Raw genomic sequence first — 16,343 nt, 5'->3', positions numbered from 1 at the left:
CATCCAGCTTATTGTCCGCCACCGACCTTCCCGAGTCCCGCCGTGATCATCCGTGACAAGCCCAAGGCCTGGGAGCTGCTCTTCGCCATGCGCGGCTCGATCGTGCCCCGCATCTGGCCGCAGATCCTGGTGGTGGCCTGCCTGTCGACCCTGGTCACGCTCCTGCAGCAGCGCGGCCTGCTGCACGCCGCGCCGATCGCGGCGCTGCCCTTCTCGCTGATCGGCATCGCCCTGTCGATCTTCGCCGGCTTCCGCAATTCGGCCAGCTACGACCGCTGGTGGGAGGCGCGCAAGATCCTCGGCCAGATGGTGATCGACGCGCGCAGCCTGGCGCGCCAGGCCGTCGCCTATCTCGGCCCGGAGGAGGGGCGGCGGGTGGCGCTGCGGATCATCGCCTTCGCCCACGCGCTGCGCTGCCACCTGCGCGACGCGCCGGTGGACGAGGCGGCGCTGCAGCGCCTGCCGGCCGGGGAAGCCGCCGCGGTCGGGGCCGGGCGCAACCCGCCCAACCTCGTCCTCGACCGGATCAGCGCCGACATCGCGGCCGCGCTGGCGGCGGGGCGTGTCTCGCCGCAGCTGGCGCAGACGCTCGAGGCCGGTGTCGGCGGATTGTCGGGCGTGCTGGGCGGGGCCGAGCGGATCAAGCTGACGCCGCTGCCCTATGCCTATTCGCTGCTGCTGCACCGCACGGCCTATCTGTTCTGCTTCCTGCTGCCGTTCGGCATCGTCGCGAGCTCGGGCCTGTGGACGCCGCTGCTGGCGGCGATCGTCTCCTACACCTTCTTCGGCCTCGACGCGCTCGGCGACGAGCTCGCCGCGCCGTTCGGCACGGCGACCAACAGCCTGCCGCTGGAGGCGATCATGCGCACGATCGAGGCGAACGTCCTGGAGCAGCTCGGCGAGACCGACCTGCCGCCTCCGCTGCGGCCGGTGGACTACGTCCTGCGCTGACGCGCGCGGCGCGGCCGGTTCCGGGCCGGGGATCGAGCGGCGAATGGCCGGCCAGGCGGGCGAAGATCTGCGCCGCCCCGCGCGTCAGCCGCGCCGGCGGGCCTCGGCGACGCCCCGGCCGGTCAGCTCCAGGCCGGTGAGCCGGCGGTCGAGATGGCGCGCGCGCCAGGCCAGCATGCGCTCGGCCATGGCGAGGCGCACGCCCTGCAGAGCCGGATCGCCGGAGCGGTCGACGCATTCGCCGGGGTCGGCGTCGAGGTCGAAGAGCAGCGGCGGCAGGCCGCCGAAATGCACGTATTTGAAGCGCTCGTCGCGCAGCACGGCGAGGTTCAGCGCGTCCAGCGGCAGGCCGAAATGCTGCTGGGCCCGGCCGGTGGCGACCTCGCGGAAGTCGTATTCCCAATGCACCTCGGCGCGCGGCCGGGCCGGCTCGCCGCCGTCGAGATAGGGCAGGAGGGTCTCGCCGTCGAGGTGATCGGGGACGGGCAGGCCGGCGAGGTCGAGCAGGGTCGGCACCAGGTCGACCGCCTCGGTGAAGCGCTCGACCCGCACCGCCGGCCGGCCCGGGGCGCGGATGATCAGCGGCACGTGACAGGACGGGTCGAAGAAGCCGAACTTGCCGAGGGCCCAGTGGTCGCCCATCATCTCGCCATGGTCGGCGGTCAGCACCAGCACGGTGTCGTCCCAGGCGCCGGCCGCCTTCAGCCCGGCGACGAGGCGGCCGATCTGGCGGTCGACCTCCGAGACCATGCCCCAGTAGATCGCCCGGACGGTGCGGAAATCGGCGTCCGACCAGCTCGCCACCGTGGCGTCGCCGGCGCCGATGACGAAATGGCCGGCGCCGCGTCGGGAGATTGCGTGCCAGTAGGCGACGAGCGGGTGCAGGGCCGCGTCGTCGGCGGGCGTGGCGTTGCGGGCGAAGGGCAGGGGATCGGCGGGATCGTACATCGTGCTGAACGGCTCCGGCACCACGAAGGGCGGGTGGGGCCGCAGAAACGAGAGGTGGGCGAACCAGGGCCGGTCCGGCCGCTGCTCCGACAGCCAGCGCAGGAACTCGCCGGTGAGGAAGGCGGTCTCGGTCTCGTCCGCGCCGTAGCGGGCCGGCGCCATGGTCGGGCTATCCGAGCGGCCGGAGGCCGGCAGGTAGATGTCCCAGCGGTCGGCCGGAATGGCGTGGCCGCGGGCGGCCAGCCAGGACAGCCAGGGACCGTTGTCCTCCGGCAGGCGCAGCCGGGCGGTGAAGCCGGGCAGCACGCCCTCATAGGTGGTGAGCCAGGGATCGCCCTCGCTGGTGGTGCGCGGATCGATGGCCTGGTCGGTGTAGCCGAACAGGGTCGGATCATAGCCGCCGCGCCGCATCATCCGGGCGATGGTGTCGTGACGGGCGTCGAGCGGCGTGCCGTTGCGCACCACCCGGGCGGTCATCTGGTAGAGGCCGGTGTAGAGGCAGGCCCGCGCCGGACTGCAGGGCGTGGCCTGGCCGTAGTGCCGGGCGAAACAGGCGCCGCTCGCCGCCAGCGCGTCGATGTGCGGCGTGCGGACCACCGGGTGGCCGGCGGCGCCGAACGTGTCGCCGCGCCACTGGTCCGCGGTGATGAAGAGGATGTTGGGGCGCATGGGGCGGTCCGGCTGTGGCTGGCAGGGGGGGCGACTCGACCCCGCGCCGTCCGAGCCTAGGCGGAACCGGGCCGGCCGCAAGGCCGCTCGCCGCGACGCCTGCGTGATCCCGGTGATCGCACTGGTGTTTCCTGTTGGTTCATGATTTGTATTGGATACGGGCGAGTGACTCGCGACCCGTCATGAACGCGATAACGGAATGCGATGGATCCGGCGTTTGCGCGGCTTCATGGGGTGTGGTAGTGAGAATGAACATTCATTTTCATTCCAGGACATCGCATACCTTGCCTTTTCTCGATCCCACCCCCGCCAGCGACCGCCGCTCGGCAGAACGCCGGGCGTTGATCCTGGATGCGTTCGAGCGCTGCATCGTGCGCTCGGGCTTCCATCGCACCACCATGCAGGATGTGGCGAAGGAGGCGGGGATGAGCGCGGGCAATCTCTACCGCTACTTCGAGTCGAAGGAGCAACTCGTCTCGGGCCTTTGCGAGCGCGACCGCGAGCGCTTCGGCGCCGATTTCCAGCACGTGCACGAGAATGCCGACGTGATGGCCGCCTTCGTCGAGCTCGGCCGCAAGCATTTCGTCGATGAGCCGCGCTCGCGCTCCATCCAGTACATGGAGATATGGGCCGAGGCGACGCGCAACCCCGCGGTCGGGGCGGTGTGCCTGGCCACGGACGAGGAGATCACCCGGAGCATCATCGCCCTGATCGATGCCGCCAAGCGGGCCGGCCAGGTGGCGCCGCAGGTCGACAGCGCCGCCGCCTTCTTCATCCTCTCGGCGATCGGCGACGGCCTGCACATGCGCCGTGCCGTCGACCCGGCCTACGACCCCGCCGAGGGCTTCCGCCTGATGCTGGCAATCATGCACGGCGTGTTCTCCGGCGAGATCGACCTCAACCCTCCGGATTCCGCCCCAGCCGCCGCTCCTCCGGCGGCGAAGACCCTCGCTGAAACCGCGTCCTGACCAGGAACCAGCACCATGTCCGCCCAGACTGTCCATGGCCCGATCGAAGGCGTGCCGGTTGCGGCTCCGTCCGACCTGTGCCCGGATGCGCCTGCCCCGGCGATGCCGGCGCCGCAGCCGCCGGCGTCGACTCGCCCGCGCCCGTCGCGATCGTTCTGGTTTCGCGCCTCCGGGGTGGTGACCGGTCTCGTCGCCGTCGCCGGTGCGACGGCGCTGCTGCTGTCCCGCCCGGGGCCGACGGGGCCGGCCGTGGCCGCTCCGTCGCCGACCGAGGCGGCCGCCAAGCCGCCGTCGGTGACCGTGGTGCAGGCGGTGCGCGGTCCGATCACCCAGACCGCGATCGTCACCGGCAACCTGGTGCCGCGCGAGGAAGTGCTGGTCCTGCCCGAGATCGGAGGCTACCCGGTCGACGAGATCCTGGTGGAGGAGGGCGACACGGTGACAAAGGGGCAGGTCCTGGCCCGCCTGTCGCGCGCCATGATCGAGACCTCGCTGGCCCAGAATGCCGCCCAGATCGCCCGGGCCGATGCGGCGATCTCCCAGGCCGAGAGCGCGATCGCCGAGGCACAGGCGACGAAGGACCAGGCCGCCAGCGCCTTCGCCCGCTCCAAAACCCTGCGCCAGGACGGCATCGCCACCGCCGACACGCTCGAGCTGCGCCAAGCCGCCGACCGCACCGCGACCGCGCGCCTCAGCGCCGCGCAGCATGCGCTGACCGTGGCGCAGGCCGACCGCCGGCTGGCCGAGGCGCAGCGCAGCGAGTGGATGGTCAAGGTCGAGCGCACCGAGATCAAGGCGCCGACCGCCGGGGTCGTCAGCCGCCGCACCGCCCGCCTCGGCGCCATCGCCTCGACCACCGGCGAGCCGCTGTTCCGGATCATCGAGGACGGGGCCATCGAGCTGGAGGCCGATGTGCCCGAGGCGACGCTCGCCGGTCTCAAGCCGGGCATGCCGGCGAGGGTGGTGACGGCGGCGCGGACCGAGCCCTATCCGGCTCATGTCCGCCTGGTCTCGCCGGAGGTGAACCAGACGACGCGGCTCGGCCGGGTGCGCCTTGCCATCGATCCGGCGCCTGGCCTGACGATCGGCGCCTTCGGCCGGGCCAATATCGACGTCGCCAGCCGCGACGGCGTGCTCCTGCCCCAGTCGGCCGTGCTCTACACCCAGGCCGGCCCGACGGTGCAGGTGGTGCGTGACGGCGTGGTGACGACGATGCCGATCGTCATCGGCCTGCGCACCGCCAGCCATGTCGAGATCACCAAGGGCGTCGTCGCGGGCGATGCGGTGGTCGCCACCGCCGGCACGTTCGTGCGCGACGGCGACCGGGTGACGCCGATCGGGCCGAAGGGCTGAGGAACGGAGCGCGTCCATGTCCTTCAACGTCTCCGCCTGGTCGATCCGTCACCCCGTGCCGTCCATCCTGCTGTTCGTCGTGCTGATGGCGCTCGGCTGGGTGTCGTTCCAGACCCTGCCGATCACCAAGTTCCCGAACATCGACATTCCGCTGATCTCGGTCACGGTCACCCAGTCCGGCGCGGCGCCGTCGGAGCTGGAGACGCAGGTCACCCGCAAGATCGAGGACGCCGTCTCCAGCATCGCCGGCATCAAGCACACCCAGTCGACCGTCACCGACGGTTCGTCCGTGACGATGCTGGAATTCCGCATCGGCGTGGACACGGACAGGGCTCTCAACGACGTCAAGGACGCCGTCACCAAGGTCCGGACCGACCTGCCGCGCGCCATCGACGAGCCGCTGGTCAGCCGCATCGACGTGGAGAGCCTGCCGATCCTGACCTATTCCGTCGCCGCGCCCAGCATGACGCTGGAGCAATTGTCCTGGCATGTCGACGATGTGGTCAAGCGCGAGCTGCAGGGCCTGAAGGGGGTCGGCAAGGTCGATCGCATCGGTGGCGTCGCGCGCGAGATCCGGGTGTCGCTCGATCCCGACCGGCTGATGGGGCTCGGCGTCACGGCGGCCAACGTCAATCGCCAGCTCCAGGCCACCACCGTCGATCTCGCCGGCGGCAAGGGCGATATCGGCACCCAGGAGCAGTCGATCCGCACCCTGGCCGGCTCGCACACGCTGGAGGACCTGAAAGGCACCAGGATCGCGCTGCCGGGCGGGCGGCAGATGCGCCTCGACGAGATCGCCGAGGTGACGGACGCCTATGAGGAGCCGAAATCCTTCGCCCGGCTCGACGGCAAGACGCCGATCGTCGCCTTCTCGATCCAGCGCGCCAAGGGCGCCAGCGACACCGAGGTCGCCGACCGGGTCGCCAAGGCGATCGAGGCGCTGGCCAAGGCGCGCCCCGACATCACCTACCAGCTCGTCGACGACGGCGTGAAGGACACCTACGGCAACTTCTGGGCCGCGATGTCGACGCTGATCGAAGGAGCGCTGCTGGCCGTCATCGTCGTGCTGATCTTCCTGCGCGACTGGCGCGCCACGCTGATCGCCGCGGTGGCGCTGCCGCTCTCGGCCATCCCCACCTTCTGGGCGATGAGCATGATGGGCTTCTCGCTCAACCTGATCAGCCTCCTGGCGATCACGCTGGTCACCGGCATCCTGGTGGACGACGCCATCGTCGAGATCGAGAACATCATCCGCCACATGAAGATGGGCAAGTCGCCCTATCGCGCCTCGATCGAGGCGGCGGACGAGATCGGCCTCGCCGTGATCGCCATCACCATGACCATCATCGCCATCTTCGCGCCGGTCAGCTTCATGGGCGGCATTGCCGGCCAGTACTTCAAGCAGTTCGGCCTGGTGGTGGCCGTGGCGGTGTTCTTCTCGCTCCTGGTGGCGCGCCTGATCACGCCGACGATGACGGCCTATCTCCTGCGGCCGCACCATCACAAGGAGCCGGTCGACGGCTCCGTGATGCGGGCCTATACGCGCTTCCTGGCGATGACGCTGGCGCGCTGGTATTCGCCCTATCTCACCGTCTTCGTCGGCATGTTGCTGTTCGTCGGCTCGCTGGCGGCCGTCGGCCTCCTGCCCCAGGGCTTCATGCCCAGGACCGACGAAGGCCGCATCGTCATCTCGGTCGACCTGCCGCCGGGCAGCCGCCTCGCGGATACCAGCGCCAAGACCGACGAGGTCGTCGCCGCAATCCGCTCCATGCCCGAGGTGAAACGCGTGCTGGTGATCGGCGGCGCCTCGCCCACCGGCTCGATGGAGCCGCGCAAGGCGGCGCTCTATGTCGAGCTCGTGCACAAGAGCGAGCGCGAGCGCAGGCAATGGACGCTTCAGGAGGAGATCAACCGGCTGATCGCCGATATCCCCGACGTGCGCGCCTGGTACGTCAACGATCGCGGCGAGCGCGGCATCAACGTCGCGCTGATGGGCACGGACCCGGTGGTGCTCGACGCCACCGTCGCCAAGCTCGAAGCCTCGATGCGCAAGATCCCCGGCCTCACCGGCGTCGCCGCCAGCGCCGGCCTCGAGCGGCCCGAGGTGCAGATCGTGCCGCGGATCGACGAGGCCGCGCGCTATGGCATCACCACCGAGCAGATTTCGGAGGCGGTGCGTGTGGCCACCATCGGCGACATCTCCGGCAACCTCGCCAAGTTCAACGCCGGCGACCGGCTGATCCCGATCCGGGTGCAGCTGACGGAAGCCTCGCGCACCAATCTCGGCATGATCGAGGCGTTGCGCCTGACCACCGCCACCGGCGACTCCGTGCCGCTGACGGCGGTGGCCGACGTCAAGTTCGGGCAGGGACCATCCTCGATCGACCGCTACGACCGCGTGCGCCGCATCACCGTCGGCGCCGATCTGCCCGGCCACATGACGCTGGGCGAAGCGGAGGAGAAGATCCAGGCGCTGCCGGTGATGCAGACGCTGCCGCCGTCGGTCAGGACCGCGCCAACCGGCGACGCCGAGATCATGGAGGAGGTGTTCACCGGCTTCGCCATGGCGATGGGCGTCGGCCTGCTCCTGGTGTTCGGCGTACTGATCCTGCTGCTCGGCAGCGTCTTCCATCCCGTCACCATTCTCCTCTCGCTGCCGCTCTCCCTCGGCGGCGTGGTCGGTGCGCTGCTGGTCACCAACAACTCGATCTCGCTGCCGGTGGTGATCGGCATCCTGATGCTGATGGGTATCGTCACCAAGAACGCCATCATGCTGGTCGATTTCGCGGTGGAGCGGGTCAAGCACGGCATGTCGCGCCACGACGCCATCATCGATGCCGGACGCAAGCGGGCCCGGCCGATCGTGATGACCACCATCGCCATGGTCGCCGGCATGGTGCCGACCGCGCTCGGCCACGGCGACGGCGGTGAGTTCCGCGCGCCGATGGCGATCGCCGTGATCGGCGGCCTGGTGGTCTCGACCGTGCTGTCGCTGATCTTCGTGCCGTCGTTCTACTCGGTGATGGACGACGTCACCCGCTTCTTCGTCTGGGTCTTCGGCCGGTTCATCGGTCCGAAGGATGAGGACGATCCGGTCCCCGCGCCGCCGGCGCGGCGGCCCGACGAGGGCCTGGCCCGTTCCCTGCCGATCGCCGCCGAATGAGGACATCATGACCTATATGCCCGTCTTCGACCGACCTCCGACGCCGCGCGAGCAGGCTTATCTGGAGGCCCTGGCCGGCGGCGACCTGCGCCCGCCGATCAGCGGGCAGGCCGGCCACATGTGCCGCAAGTTCGGCTGGTGCGAGGTGGTCTACCGGACCCCGGCCGGCGAAGAGGTGGCGCGCTCCAGCCTGCCGCTGGCGATGGACTCGATCGCCATCGTCAGGGCGGGCTATCGGGCGATCGGCTATGTCCTCACCGCCAAGGGCAGGGGGGTGCTGGAGCGGGGGGGATTTCGATAAGGCGAGGCCGGCGGCCGACAAAGGCGCGATCTCCCTCTCCCTCCGGGAGAGGGGGGCCCCGTGCCTCACTCTCGATGGGTGTCAGCCCTCGAGCTCCTCGCGCAGCATTTCCAGCGTCAGCCATTCCTCCTCGGCGGCGTGCTTCTTCGCCTCGACGTCGGCCAGCTTGAGGCCGGCCTCCGAGAACGCCTTCGGATCGCGCGAGAACAGGTCGGGATCGGCCATCAGCGCCTGGATGCGTGCCGCCTCGGCCGCCAGCTTGTCGATGGTGCGCGGCAGCGTCTCCAGCGCGTGCTTCTCCTTGTAGGAGAGCTTGCGTGCCGATCTGCGGTTGGCCGCGGGGGCGGCGGGCGGCGCGTCCTCGGCCTTCTCCGCCGGCTTGGCGAGAGTGGCGCGGCGCTCCACGCCGGCGCCGCGCTGGGCGATCATGTCGGAATAGCCGCCGGCATAGTCCTGCCAGCGTCCACCCGGCTCGGACATCAGGGTCGAGGTGACGACGCGGTCGAGGAAATCGCGGTCGTGGCTGATGACGATGACGGTGCCGTTGTAGTCGGCGATCATCTCCTGCAGCAGGTCGAGCGTCTCCAGGTCGAGGTCGTTGGTCGGCTCGTCCAGCACCATCAGGTTGGAGGGCTTGGCCAGGGCGCGCGCCAGCATCAGCCGGCCCCGCTCGCCGCCGGACAGGGCCGAGACCGGGGTGCGAGCCTGCTCGGGCAGGAACAGGAAGTCGCGCATGTAGCCGATGACGTGCTTGCGCTCGCCGGCGACGTCGACGTAGTCGGAGCCGCCGCCGGTCATGGTGTTGGCGAGCGTCTCGTTCGGGTCGAGGCTCTCGCGGCGCTGGTCCAGCGTCACCATGGCGAGGGTGGCGCCGAGCTTGACCGTGCCCGCGTCCGGCGCGATCGCCCCGGTCAGCAGGTTGAGCAGCGTCGTCTTGCCGGCGCCGTTGGGGCCGACGATGCCGACGCGGTCGCCGCGGGCGATGCGGATGGAGAAGTCCTTCACCACCGGCTCGCCCGGACGCCAGGCCTTGGTGACGTCGATCACCTCGATCACCAGCTTGCTGCTCTCCTCGCCCTCGGTCACCGCCATCTTGACCGAGCCGACTGCGCGCCTGGCCTCGCGCCGCTCGCTGCGCAGGGCTTCCAGGTTGGCCATGCGGCGGACATTGCGCTTGCGCCGGGCGGTCACGCCGTAGCGCACCCAATGCTCCTCGGCGACGATCTTGCGGTCGAGCTTCTGGCGGTCGCGCTCCTCCTCCTCCAGCACTGCGTCGCGCCATTCCTCGAAATGGGCGAAGCCGCGGTCCGTCCGCCGGGTCTGGCCGCGGTCGAGCCAGACGGTGGCGCGCGACAGCGTCTCCAGAAAGCGCCGGTCGTGGCTGATCAGCACCATGGCCGAGCGCAGCGAGCCGATCTCGCGCTCCAGCCATTCGATGGCCGGCAGGTCGAGATGGTTGGTCGGCTCGTCGAGCAGCAGGATGTCGGGCTCGGGCGCCAGCACGCGGGCGAGGGCGGCGCGGCGGGCCTCGCCGCCCGAAAGGTTCCGCGGATTTTCCTGTCCGCTCAGGCCGAGTTCGCCGAGAAGATAGGCGGCGCGATAGGCATCGTCTCCCGGTCCGAGCCCGGCCTCGACATAGGCGAGGGTGGTGTCGAAGCCGGTGAAGTCCGGCTCCTGCGGCAGGTAGCGCACGGTCGCGCCGGGATGGACGAAGCGCTCGCCGGCATCGGCGTCGATCAGGCCGGCGGCGATCTTCAGCAGGGTCGACTTGCCCGAGCCGTTGCGGCCGACGAGGCAGAGCCGCTCGCCGGGGGCGATCGACAGATCCGCGCCTTCCAGCGTCGGCGTGCCGCCGAAGGTCAGCTTGATGTCGCGCAGGTAGAGAAGGGGAGGTGCCATGCCCGGCCTTTTGGAGCGGGGCATGGCCGGGGTCAAGGCTGGCCGAGGCGGACAGGATCGGATTTCGCCGCCGGCATTTGCCGGATCTTAACCCGGCGGGGCGCTTGATCGGACCGGCGCGGCCGGACCGCGGGGGCGCAGGTGGCGATCGAGACCATAGTGCCGGGGAGCGTGCAGGCATCGGCCGCGCCGCAGGGCCGGGCCGAGCTGCCGGCTGCGCTTGCCACCCTCAAGGCCGGCGAGACCGTCGATGCCGTGGCGCTGGCCAGGCTCGACAGTGGCGAGATGCGGCTCGCCCTGCTCGGCACCTTGCTCGACATCCTGCCGGTCGAACCGCTGCAGCCCGGCGAGCCGATCAAGCTGACCGTGGTCGAGAACGACCGGCGACTGATGGTCTCGGTGCGGCGCCAGCCGTCGCCCGCCGAGCCGCGGGCCCTGCCGTCGCAGCCGCCGGCCCTGCCGGCCAACGGCTTGTCGCGCCCGCCGAGCCCGGAGATCGCAGCGCCGCTGCTCGTCGCGCAGATCGCTTCGATCGCGCAGCCCCTGCAGCCGCGCCCGCCGGCCGCACCCGTGCAGCCGGCCGTCGATATGGCGGGGCCGATGCCGGTTCCCGAGACCGCCGGCGGCGCAGCCGTCCCGGCCGTCCGCCCGCCGCCGCGGGCGTCCCAGTCGCCGGCGGCGTCCGGCATCCCGGCCTCCGTCCGGCAGGGCGCGGCGCTCGTCCCGGTCGCCGAGCCGCCTGCGATGCCGGCTTCCGCGCAGCTTGTCGCCGTCGCCCCGAGGCCGCCGTCGGCTCCGGATTCCCCGGGGGCGGCCGTCACGCGCGTCGCGGCGGCGAGAGGCACGATCGCCGCGATGGCGGACCCGCTGCCGTTCGCACCGCCCTTGCTGTCGCCGGCGGCCGGCGCACCGGTGCCGCCCTTGCCGACGCCGATCGATGCTGCGGCGTCCGGGACGATGCAGCCGGTGGCGCCCGAGGCGATGGTGGCCGGGGACACGCCGCGAACCGCCGATGCGCCGGCAGGCCGGGCCACCCCTCCGGCTGCCGGGTCGCAGACGTCCGCCGCGCCCTTGCCGTCTGCTGCAGGGATGGAACCGATCGACGGAAGCCGTTTCGCCGCGGCCGCCGGCTCCGAACCCACGCCCACGCAGCGGGCGGACCCGCGGGGCGACGGGGCGCCGGCGCCACCCGCTCAAGCGCGGTCGGAGCGGGGGCCGCATATCGCCAGCGCCCTGGCCGTGCTGGCCGGGCGAGGCGGCGAGCAACTGCCCGCCCCGGTCCGGCAGACGCTCGCAGCGCTGATCGCCGCGGCGATCGACCCGATGCATCTCATCGCTCCGACGCCCGATACGGCAGTCGAACGGCCTGCTCCCACGCCGACGGGGGCGGGCCTGCCGCGGAGCGAGGGCGAGGCCGGCGGCGCAGCGCAGCGTCCGGTCCGGAGCAGCCCGAACCCGCAAGGTCCGACCGGGACCACCGCAGCGCTCCCGTCGCGGCCATGGCCGCAGGACGTTGCGACGGCCCTGCGCGACCTGCCGCCGGCCGGTCACGGCTCGGCCGCGGTGGGGCCTCCGTCTCCCCTGCCGTCATCGCCTGTCGCCCCCTCCATGCGCGATGTCGTCGCCGCGCTGCTGCTGCTGATTGTCCTGCCCGAGGGGCGGGACGCGGCGCGCCGGCCCGCGGACGGCGATCCGGGCCTGCCGGTGCGGCCCGACCGGCCGGTGGCCGCGCCCGGCCAGCCGCCGCAGCATCGCGACGGCGCGCCGACGCCGCGTCCGGCCGCTGCCGTGACATCGACGCCGGACACGTCGCCGGCCCCCGTCGCCCGGCCGGTGGCGGGCGCCGACGGCATGCCGGAACAGGCCCGGCAGCCGCCGCCCGCGGTCGCGCCCGAGGCGCGCGCGCCTGCCGACCTGCCGCCGCGCCACGACCGGCTGGCCGAGATTCCGCTGTCGCTGCCGGGCGGGCAGGCGCCGATCGTGTCGCTGGCGATCGGTCGCGACGGACGGGGAAGTCCGGCGGGGGGAGCGCCGGCCTGGAGCATGCGCCTGTCGCTCGATCTCGACGGCACCGGGCCGATGCAGGCGCTGATCTCGCTGCGGGGCGAGCGGGCCGGCGTGACGCTCTGGGCGGAGCGGCCGGAAACGGCCGACCTGTTCCGTCGCTCCATCGGCGAGTTGCACGACGCACTGGCCGTCGCCGATCTCGATGTCGGCCTGCTGGAGGTGCGTTCCGGTGCGCCGGCCGCGCCCGAGGTCCCTGCCGGCAGCGTCCTGGATCGTCGTTCATGACCGCCGCCGACCGCCGCACCGCCGTCGCGCTCGATTACTGCCATCCCGGTGTGCCGCGGGTCACGGCCAAGGGCCATGGCCGCATCGCCGAGGAGATCATCGCCACGGCGCGGGCCGCCGGCGTCGCCGTCGAGGAGAACCCGGCCCTGGTCCGGGCCCTGGCTGCGGTCGAACTCGGCGACGAGATCCCCGAGGCGCTCTATCGCGCCGTGGCCCAGGTGATCGTCTTCATGTTGCGCGCCGCCGGGCAAGTCCCCGCCGACCTCGGCCGGACGCCGCCCCGCACGCCCTGACAGTTTCTAGATCTCGGCATATATCTCGACGACGTTGCCGTCCGGATCCCGGAAGAACACCGTGCGGTGGCCCCAGGGTTGATCCGTCACCGGCGCGGCCAGCCCGATGCCCTTTGCCTCGAGAGCGCTCGCGCATGCCGCCACGTCGGCAGGCGGGACGCGAAATGCGAGCTGCAGGGAAAGGGTGCCATCGGCGGGCGGGGCATCGTTGAAGACGAGGCCGTAGACCGTAAGGGCCAGTCGGTTCGATCCGACGCCGAACTCGATCCAGCCTTCGCCAAGCGTTTTGACGACGGGGAATTCCATGACGGTCTCGTAGAACGCGCGCATGGCCTTCATGTCTCGCGCGAAGATCACCGTGTAGTCGATCTGCCGGATTTGCTGGAGTGGGCTCATTGTCGGGTCCTTCGGCCTGGGATAGCTCCGAGCAGCAAGGGCGCTCGGCGCCCGCGCGGTCAGATGCAAGGCCAGGCCATGGCCGAACAGGCTTCGTCTGGTGATCCGCATCGTTCCTCCCGCCGCTCATGCGGTTTGATAGGGAGACTATGAGCGTGGTACAAAATGCTATCTTATCGTGGGATAAGAAGGACCATGTCGGATCGGGACCTGGCCAGGCGGGCCGAGCTTCGCCGCTTCCTGAAGGGCCGACGGGAGAGGTTGAGCCCGCAGAGCATCGGGCTGACCCCCTCCGGACGACGGCGGACAGCCGGCCTGCGGCGCGAGGAGATCGCGGATGCCGCCGGGATCAGCACGGCCTGGTACATCCGTCTGGAGCAGGGGCGGGACGTGCGCGCCTCGCTGCATGCGCTCGACCGCATCGGGCGGGCGCTGCGGCTGAGCGCGCCCGAGCAGGCTTACCTGCTGCAGTTGGCCAGGCCCGACCTCGATTGGAAAAGCAGGCTTCGCGGCCACGAAGTGCCGTCGCCCGGCCTCCTGGCGTTGGTGCACGGCCTGAGCCCCAGCCCGGCCTATATCCTGAACCGATATTGGCAAGTCAAAGCCTGCAATGCTCCGGCGCGGCTCCTCCTGGGAAATATCGACGACGATATCGAGTGGGGGGCCAACCTGATCGCCCGCCTCTTTCAGGACCGGAGAATGCGGGACCGATTCGTCGACTGGCCGGCCGTGGCGCGGTCGGTGGTCGCGCAACTGAGGCTCACGACGGCCGGAATGGCGAACGACCCGGTGATGGACTCGTTCGTGAAGCAGCTTTGCGCTGCCAGCGCCGAGTTCGCGCATCTCTGGAACGCTGGCGAACTGGCGGAGCCGCCGCTCTGGCAGAAGGCAATGACCCACCCTGCGGTTGGCTCGTTGCTGTTCGATTTTGCGGCGTTGCGAGCCGGCGGCCCGGACGACGGCTTCACCGTGGCGATCCACACCGCCGCCGACGATGCGACCCGCCAGCGGCTGGGAGAGCTCCTGCGGACACAGTCGGCGGCGTAGCGGGACCATCCGCCGGGAGAGGCCGTCGGCGGGTTCCGGCCCCGGCGGCACAGGGGCTGCGGCAATCTGAGTAAGAGTTAAGTGTGGCGGAGCGTCGGATGCTGTCGCTACCATGAGCGCTTCCTGCCGCTCGTCTCGCCGAAAGCTCCTCAATGACTCAGCCCCGCATCGTCTTCCTCGACCGCGACACGCTTTCCCCCGGCACGCGCCTGCGCAGCCCCGCCTTCGCCCATGACTGGGTCACCTATGACCGCACTGCGCCGGCCGATGTCGCCGAGCGCATCCGGGACGCCGACATCGTCGTCACCAACAAGGCCCCGGTGCGGGCCGACGCCATCGCCGGAGCGCCGCGCCTGAAGCTGATCGCCGTGGCCGCGACCGGTACCGACGTGATCGACATCGCCGCCGCCAAGGCCCGCGGCATCCTCGTCACCAATATTCGCAATTACGCCGTGCATACGGTGCCCGAGCATACATTCGCCCTGCTTCTGTCGCTGCGGCGCTCGATCCTGGCCTATCATGCCTCGGTCGGACGCGGGCGCTGGCGCGATGCGGCTCAGTTCTGCTACTTCGACTATCCGATCCGCGACCTCGCCAATTCGACGCTCGGCATCATCGGCGACGGCGTGCTCGGCAAGGCGGTGGCCGACATCGCCCGCGCCTTCGGGATGAAGGTGCTGTTCTCCGACTACAAGGGCACGACCGGCATGGGGCCGCTCTACACGCCCTTCGAGACGGTACTGCGCACCAGCGACATCATCACCCTGCACTCGCCGCTGATGCCCTCCACCCGCAACATGATCTCCGGCCCGGAATTCGCGCTGATGCAGCGCAAGCCCCTGATCATCAACACGGCCCGCGGCGGCCTGGTCGACGAGGCGGCGCTGGTGACGGCGCTGGAGGGCGGGCAGATCGGCGGCGCGGCCTTCGATGTGGTGACGCAGGAGCCGCCGCCGGCCGATCATCCTTTCATGCGCCTGCTCGACCGGCCCGATTTCATCCTGACGCCGCACGTGGCCTGGGCCAGCGAGGAGGCGATCCAGGGACTGGCCGACCAGCTCGTCGACAACATCGAGGCGGGCTGGGCGGGCCAGCCGCGGAATGTGGTTGGCTGACAGGCGGTTAGCGGCGACTCCGGACGGAAAGAAAACCGGAACGTTGCAGGTCGGCAACAGCGGCTCACGGCGCTGTTGCCGTAGAATGCGCCGTTCCCCGCCATGGAGTTGCCTTCGTCGATGTCCGCCCTGTCTCGCCGTTCCTTCCTGACCGCAGCCGCCGGCCTTTCGCTCGGCCTGGGCGGTTGCGTCACCTCGCAGCAATCGACTACGATGCTCGTACCCGGCCTGGAGCCGGCGCCGGCCGTGCCGGTGTCGCCGGTGACCAGCGAGCCGCTGTACGAGTCGGGCGAGCGCTTCGACTATGCGGCGATGTACGGTCCGGCCGAGGCCGGGGCCTTTCCGGTGCCGGGCGTCGACCTCAAAAAGGTGAACAAGGCCTTCCTGCGCAAGGAGGTGGACTACAGCACCGGCGAGCAGCCCGGCACGATCGTGATCGATCCCCACGCCCACTACCTCTACCATGTCGGCGAGAACGGCCGGGCGATGCGCTACGGCGTCGGCGTCGGGCGCGAGGGCTTCGGCTGGTCGGGCGCGGCGGTCATCAAGTCCAAGCAGGAATGGCCGGACTGGTATCCTCCCAAAGAGATGATCAAGCGCCAGCCCGAGCTGGGCAAGCGGCTGTCGCAGCTGCAGAGCGGTATCGGCATGCATGGCGGCCCGGGCAACCCGCTCGGCGCCCGCGCCATGTATCTGTGGCAGGACAACAAGGACACGCTGTTCCGCATCCACGGCACCGTCGAGCCCTGGACCATCGGCAAGAGCGTCTCCTCCGGCTGCATCCGCATGATCAACCAGGATGCGATGCACCTCTATGAGCGCACGCCCGAGGGCACGAAGGTGGTGGTGCTTGGCTCGGAGCAGCCGGTCGGCTGAGCCTCGCGCGGTTCGCGGTTCATCACAGCGCCGGCACCCCCGACCTGGGCGGCCGGCGCTGTCTTGCATGAT

General features: G+C 70.8%; 13 protein-coding genes. 10 read left to right on the top strand and 3 right to left on the bottom strand.

Annotated elements, in window-relative coordinates; all coding sequences use genetic code 11:
- The first annotated feature begins 42 nt into the window (after positions 1–42).
- Positions 43–951: a bestrophin family protein gene (locus AC27L4_RS11235; RefSeq protein WP_487142208.1), complete on the top strand. Its 909-nt coding sequence runs from the start codon at positions 43–45 to the stop codon at positions 949–951.
- Positions 952–1,035: 84 nt separating this feature from the next.
- Here the strand turns inward: AC27L4_RS11235 and AC27L4_RS11230 are convergent, their stop codons facing one another.
- A complete protein-coding gene (locus AC27L4_RS11230) occupies positions 1,036–2,568 on the bottom strand; it encodes an alkaline phosphatase family protein (RefSeq protein ID WP_487142207.1) in 1,533 nt (510 codons plus the stop codon).
- Between the two features lie 284 nt (positions 2,569–2,852).
- Here AC27L4_RS11230 and AC27L4_RS11225 point away from each other — a divergent pair, with 284 nt between their 5' ends.
- Genes AC27L4_RS11225 through AC27L4_RS11210 form a run of 4 tightly spaced genes read left to right on the top strand, consistent with a single transcriptional unit; the run spans position 2,853 to position 8,353 of the window.
- Positions 2,853–3,536, top strand: coding sequence for a TetR/AcrR family transcriptional regulator (locus tag AC27L4_RS11225; protein WP_487142206.1), 684 nt, complete (start codon positions 2,853–2,855; stop codon positions 3,534–3,536).
- A gap of 15 nt (positions 3,537–3,551) precedes the next feature.
- A complete protein-coding gene (locus AC27L4_RS11220) occupies positions 3,552–4,889 on the top strand; it encodes an efflux RND transporter periplasmic adaptor subunit (protein WP_487142205.1) in 1,338 nt (445 codons plus the stop codon).
- A 16-nt stretch (positions 4,890–4,905) separates the two neighbouring features.
- Positions 4,906–8,052 carry an efflux RND transporter permease subunit gene (locus AC27L4_RS11215; protein WP_487142204.1) on the top strand — a complete coding sequence of 1,049 codons (3,147 nt, stop codon included), beginning with the start codon at positions 4,906–4,908 and terminating at the stop codon, positions 8,050–8,052.
- A 7-nt stretch (positions 8,053–8,059) separates the two neighbouring features.
- Positions 8,060–8,353 (top strand): hypothetical protein, encoded by a 294-nt coding sequence (locus tag AC27L4_RS11210; protein WP_487142203.1) that lies wholly within the window; start codon positions 8,060–8,062, stop codon positions 8,351–8,353.
- Between the two features lie 81 nt (positions 8,354–8,434).
- On the opposite strand, the gene AC27L4_RS11205 is transcribed toward AC27L4_RS11210, so the two are convergent.
- Positions 8,435–10,252, bottom strand: coding sequence for an ABC-F family ATP-binding cassette domain-containing protein (locus AC27L4_RS11205; RefSeq protein WP_487142202.1), 1,818 nt, complete (start codon positions 10,250–10,252; stop codon positions 8,435–8,437).
- Positions 10,253–10,393: 141 nt separating this feature from the next.
- On the opposite strand from AC27L4_RS11205, the gene fliK reads away from it, so the two are divergent.
- Positions 10,394–12,544, top strand: coding sequence for a flagellar hook-length control protein FliK (gene fliK / locus AC27L4_RS11200; protein ID WP_487142201.1), 2,151 nt, complete (start codon positions 10,394–10,396; stop codon positions 12,542–12,544).
- Complete coding sequence (locus AC27L4_RS11195) at positions 12,541–12,837, top strand: EscU/YscU/HrcU family type III secretion system export apparatus switch protein (protein WP_487142200.1); 297 nt, start codon at positions 12,541–12,543, stop codon at positions 12,835–12,837. The genes fliK and AC27L4_RS11195 overlap by 4 nt, the downstream gene beginning before the upstream one ends.
- 6 nt (positions 12,838–12,843) lie before the next feature.
- On the opposite strand, the gene AC27L4_RS11190 is transcribed toward AC27L4_RS11195, so the two are convergent.
- Entirely contained in the window at positions 12,844–13,344 is a 501-nt protein-coding gene (locus AC27L4_RS11190; protein ID WP_487142199.1) for a VOC family protein, read from the bottom strand.
- An 84-nt stretch (positions 13,345–13,428) separates the two neighbouring features.
- On the opposite strand from AC27L4_RS11190, the gene AC27L4_RS11185 reads away from it, so the two are divergent.
- From AC27L4_RS11185 to AC27L4_RS11175, 3 genes are all read left to right on the top strand, one after another.
- Positions 13,429–14,280 (top strand): helix-turn-helix transcriptional regulator, encoded by an 852-nt coding sequence (locus AC27L4_RS11185; protein ID WP_487142198.1) that lies wholly within the window; start codon positions 13,429–13,431, stop codon positions 14,278–14,280.
- 152 nt (positions 14,281–14,432) lie between these two features.
- The gene (locus tag AC27L4_RS11180; protein ID WP_487142197.1) at positions 14,433–15,395 is read left to right on the top strand and encodes a D-2-hydroxyacid dehydrogenase; all 963 of its coding nucleotides are present in this window, start codon (positions 14,433–14,435) and stop codon (positions 15,393–15,395) included.
- Between the two features lie 120 nt (positions 15,396–15,515).
- Positions 15,516–16,271, top strand: coding sequence for a L,D-transpeptidase (locus tag AC27L4_RS11175; RefSeq protein ID WP_487142196.1), 756 nt, complete (start codon positions 15,516–15,518; stop codon positions 16,269–16,271).
- Positions 16,272–16,343 lie beyond the last annotated feature (72 nt).

It is taken from the genome of Labrys sp. Lb11, assembly GCF_057554225.1.
This window is presented reverse-complemented; position numbering and strand designations above follow the sequence as displayed.